The sequence below is a fragment of the Nitrospirota bacterium genome (genome assembly GCA_016214385.1).
Classification (GTDB): Bacteria; Nitrospirota; Thermodesulfovibrionia; order UBA6902; family JACROP01; genus JACROP01.
The window spans coordinates 1-3861 of sequence record JACROP010000065.1 but is presented as its reverse complement, the minus strand read 5'-3'; the positions used below and the strand labels follow the sequence as shown (position 1 = coordinate 3861).

General features: G+C 39.1%; 4 protein-coding genes. All 4 read right to left on the bottom strand.

From position 1 onward, the window contains the following. Window positions 1–304 precede the first annotated feature (304 nt). Window positions 305–1774, bottom strand: a complete 1470-nt coding sequence (locus tag HZC12_03985; GenBank protein MBI5025887.1) for a cobalamin B12-binding domain-containing protein — start codon at window positions 1772–1774, stop codon at window positions 305–307. A 9-nt stretch (window positions 1775–1783) separates the two neighbouring features. Then, complete coding sequence (locus HZC12_03980) at window positions 1784–2269, bottom strand: hypothetical protein (protein ID MBI5025886.1); 486 nt, start codon at window positions 2267–2269, stop codon at window positions 1784–1786. 45 nt (window positions 2270–2314) lie between these two features. After that, on the bottom strand, window positions 2315–3148 hold the full coding sequence (gene ccsA, locus HZC12_03975; GenBank protein MBI5025885.1) for a cytochrome c biogenesis protein CcsA: 834 nt from the start codon (window positions 3146–3148) through the stop codon (window positions 2315–2317). Next, the coding region (locus tag HZC12_03970; protein ID MBI5025884.1) for a cytochrome c biogenesis protein ResB at window positions 3141–3861 on the bottom strand (721 nt) is incomplete at its 5' end. The genes ccsA and HZC12_03970, both read right to left, overlap by 8 nt.

The window sequence follows — 3861 nt, the reverse complement described above, 5'->3', positions numbered from 1 at the left end:
TTCACCGTGACATCATACTCGCCTGCCTTTTTCTTTACCTCATAATCCTTTGCATAAGCGATGCCTCCAATTAAAAGCAGGACTAAAGTAAATACAACCAACCTTTTCATAACTTACCTCCTTTTTCCTTTATAATCTTGGGATACAATAGCAGGAGACTATGAATATAATTTAAAGTTTTTGTGAAGAAATTATGAATGCTGTGATAGTGTAAACCTGCCAGGACGAGGCTATTTTAGGAACAAAGGTTGAAGAGTGCCATCGGTCATGTTCTGGAAATTTAAGTAGAAGGAAGCAGTTAGAATTATGGAATAGGTGAAAATGTCTTTGCAAACCTTTCAATATAGCGTCTTATATCCTCTGGCATCGAATCTTTAACCGTTGTCATTTGATGTGCTATACACGAATGTTCCATCAGAAGCCTCATCGTTGCCAGCATATAATCACGCTTAAAAGAACTCATTTTGTTGAGTTTTAAAAATTTATCCATGTAAAACAGTCGGGTTGCCCTATTAAGTTCATCCTTTAACTCGTTAATGGTCATACTTGCTGGTTTGACGATAGGTTCTATCAGATTATATTTGCTGTAATCTTTTATCTCAATGTATGGCTCAAGCTCCCTATATATCTCTGCATATGGCCATGGAGTAATAGCAAGAAAGAATGCCATGTCCGGGTTGTAATATTTTGCAAGCTCAACGGTGGTATTGATCGATTTTTTAGTATCTTCTGGCATTCCGAGAACAAACGATGTCTCAGAGATGATATCTTCCTTATTTATAAGGCTTATTGCTAACCTTGATTCTTCAACTTTTATGTCTTTTTTAAACCTATTGAGAGTTTCCTGGCTGGTAGATTCAACCCCTACATATATATGGGCGATACCTGCCTCCTTATATTTCCACAGGATATCCTGATCCCTTATGATATCCTCAACCCGTGTCTCCATGAGAAGCTCTACATCCATTCGTCGCTTCACAAGAAGGTCAAGTATCTTCTCCCATCTTATCCTATCAAAGGTTGGAGTCTCATCAGGCATCATAACCACATTAACACCGTATGTTTCATGAAGATATTCAATCTCTGAAACAAAATTCTCAGGAGACCTTGACCTCCATTTGCGGCTCCAGAAAAGCTGCTGAGAACAGAAGCTACATTGCTGGTTACATCCCCTTGAAGAACTGACAATTGCAAGAATGGAATTCTCTTTTGGTCTATAGGAATAAATTTCCCAGTCGACCAAATCCCATGCCGGGCGGAGGGCGTCAAGGTTCACTATGTATTCCCTCGAAGGGGTAGCAACAGCCCTGTCTTCAGCCAATAATGCAATACCCTTTACCTTTAATGCATCTCCACCAGAAAAATGACAATCAAGGAGTTCGGGAAGGGTCAACTCGCCCTCACCTCTTACGATGTAATCCACATTATTGTGATGCTTCTTGAGGATTTCTTCCCAGCAGAATGTAGGATGAACATTTCCAATGATAGTAACTATTGCAGGATTAATCTCCTTTGACAACCTGCATATCTCAAGGCAATCATTTATCGAGGCTGTGATTGCCGTTGTGGCAACCACATCAGGTTTATGGGTCTCTATTCTTTTAGTGATTTCCGTGTAATCATGAAAATAAGACATGGCATCATATAGATAAACATCATATCCGGCCTCTCTCAAAGAACTGGCTATATAAACAAATCCCAGATTGAGCCATGTCCCTGCTGACTCAACCACACCAGAGTGGTATGGGGGTGTTATTAACATTACCTTTTTCATTACTGCTCTTTACCTTTGGCCTTCTTGAGTCTCTGACTTTATATTTATTTCTGTAATTATCCAGTTGTTATTCTTATTATCTTTATTTTTCTGTAAAACATACTCCATCTCGTAGAGAAGATGAGACGGTGGAAGCACAATCTGATTGTTTTTTATACTTCTATAATCATATACCCATTTCTCTAAGGTCAAAACCTTTGCTGTTTGCCTTGAAATATCCACACTTTTATATTTAATATCCTTTAACTCTGCCTCCATGTATACGCCAGAATCGCTCCACGCAGCTATCCAGAAATAGAGTCTTCTTACAACGTCCTCTGAAGCTATATCTCTTAATAGCTCCAGATCGCCTGTCTTTGCAGCATCAATAAGCTTTCTATTATAACTCATAACTACATCTTTTATTATCGCAGTCTCTTTTGCCTTCTCTAATTGAGTGCAATTAGAGAAGATGATTAAAAATGTTATAAGAAGAGTTTTAATCAATCTTTTCATCTATCAACTCCTTCAATATTCTTCATCCACCTTTAATCATGTCAACTAAAAATAGGCCGTATGCAAAGACCGTATAGTAAAGGGTATGAAATAAATACTCATTATTGACACTATAAAACAGAGCACGAGCACCCATGCTGCTTTTCTGCCCCTCCATTTAAGGAATCGTCTTGAATGCAGATAAAGTCCGTATAAAAGCCATGTTATAAGTGACCATGTCTCTACAGGGTCCCATCCCCAGTATCTTCCCCATGCCTGATCTGCCCATATTGCACCTGCTACAATGGTGATACTCCAGAATATAAAACCAAAACCAACAAACTTGTAGCTGTATGCATCAAGGACCTCTAACGATGGGAACCTCCCGAAGAACTCTGTATCACCCTTCTTCTCTTTCAAGATATATAACACTGATGCGCCGAGTGCGATTATCAACGCCCCTACTGCCATGTGATTGAATGTCACATGAATGACAAGCCATATTCCTTTCAGAGATGGGGGCAGTCCTTTTATTCCTGGGTTCATAAATAACCCGATGGTCATCATCAGAAAGCTAAGAGGTACAACAGCAACGCCTGCTGGCCTCAGTTTCGTATATCTCCAGGTAACGACCAGAAACATTAGAATAACCACCCATGCATTGGAGGAAAGTATTTCGTATTTCATAAGATATGGGCCATGACCCGCAACCCTCCATCTCACACCAAGGGCTATAGAGTGAAACAATATCCCAATCAGTGTAAGCACCATTGCAGGCTTAATACCCCTTCTCTTCTGGAAAGAGACACTATAAGCAAAGAAGATGGTTGCAAATATGTAACATCCTACGGCTATCCAGTGCAGGATAACTTCGTATTTCAATATTGATAGATTATCCATCCATCTTTACTCCTAACTCAGTTCTTATGTTATTTACCTCTTCTTCAAATATTGCATGGTATCTCTTTGTTATACCGTTTATAGATATTATTGAATCCCCATGTCTTGTCAATCGTATAGTTTTATAAGGAAAGAAATAAATTATAACCATTCCAGTAATAGTAATTATAAATCCTGGATATGTTAGGTTTTTCCCGATATCTGTAGCAAATATCAGGCCGCTCCAGTCTTTAATCGCTACAAATTGTAAGATGTCCTCTTTGATTCTAACAGTCTGTCCTGGTATCAAAAGTCCTTTAAAAACCACTGTACCTTTTTTAGCGACAGAAAGATAGAGGATCGGTTTTGACGGATAGAACGATGGCTTTGTAATATCAGGATAAAACTTCATATCAAATATATATTCCGTGGTCGGGAAAGCAGATCCGCCGATGGCTGGCTTTCCAAGGCTGTCAGGCCTGTCCAGGAGGAAATGTGTCATAACCTCTTTACTGTTGGCCTTTTTAAGTAAGAACTGCAAGGCATAGCCATAATCAGAGGACTGATAGACCTTGACACCATCGATATTAAAAGGACTGTTTATAGAGACGTTATGCTTTGTGCTTTTATTATTCCTGACGATAACAAGAGAGCTTTCGAGTGATTTTATATCCCCCGCATCCCAATAAGTATGGTGAAATCTGGAAAGATGGGTTTTAAAACCCGAGTCAAAT

Excerpts from the sequence above, each read along its gene's own strand:
- HZC12_03985 (MBI5025887.1), bottom strand. The coding sequence starts at position 1,774 with ATGAAAAAGGTAATGTTAATAACACCCCCATACCACTCTGGTGTGGTT.
- HZC12_03980 (MBI5025886.1), bottom strand. The coding sequence starts at position 2,269 with ATGAAAAGATTGATTAAAACTCTTCTTATAACATTTTTAATCATCTTC.
- ccsA (MBI5025885.1), bottom strand. The coding sequence starts at position 3,148 with ATGGATAATCTATCAATATTGAAATACGAAGTTATCCTGCACTGGATA.